We start from the raw sequence: 714 nt of genomic DNA, 5'->3' as shown, positions 1-714 counted from the left end.
CGCTTACACTGCGATGCACGGTGTTGGCGCAGAGATGGCAGAAACGTTACTTGCTGACGCTGGCTTTAAAAAAGTGGCCAGTGTTGCGGAGCAGCGCGAACCTGATGGCACATTCCCTACAGTTAACTTCCCAAATCCAGAAGAAGCAGGGGCAATGGACATGGTCATGGCGCTCGGTAAATCCGTAGATGCGGATATCGCCTGTGCTAACGACCCAGATGCAGATCGTTTCGCCGTCGCCGTAAAACGCCCAGACGGTGAATACCAAATGTTAACTGGCGACCAAGTTGGTTCATTGTTTGGTGATTACTTGCTAGAGCAACAGCCGAACTCACTGGTCGGTAACACCATCGTGTCATCTCGCCTCTTGAGCAGCATCGCAAAAGCGCATGGCGCAGAGTATTACCAAACGCTAACAGGCTTTAAATGGCTAACCAACGTCGCGATGAGCCAAGAAACCGAGCAACATCCGTTCTTGTTTGCTTACGAAGAGGCGCTCGGCTACACCGTTGGCAACAAGGTGTGGGATAAAGATGGTTTGTCCGCGATTGTTGCGTTTTCGCAATTAACCGGAAAGCTCAAAGCACAAGGCAAAACACTGTGGGACAAGTTGGAAGCGCTTTACCGTCAACACGGTTTTTACTTTAACGCTCAGCGTAGTATTGCGTTGGATCCAAACTCACCACCAATTGGTGACAAGTTACGAGCAAATCC

The 714-nt window shown here is 50.3% G+C and carries 1 pseudogene; it reads left to right on the top strand.

Annotated features, from left to right (window positions below):
* Positions 1–714 (top strand): annotated as a pseudogene (locus R8N47_RS25160) (phospho-sugar mutase); the annotation flags it as partial.

It is taken from the genome of Vibrio sp. 2132-1 (assembly GCF_033344315.1).
Note: the sequence above shows the minus strand (reverse complement) of the source record. Positions and strands in the feature narration are given on the sequence as shown.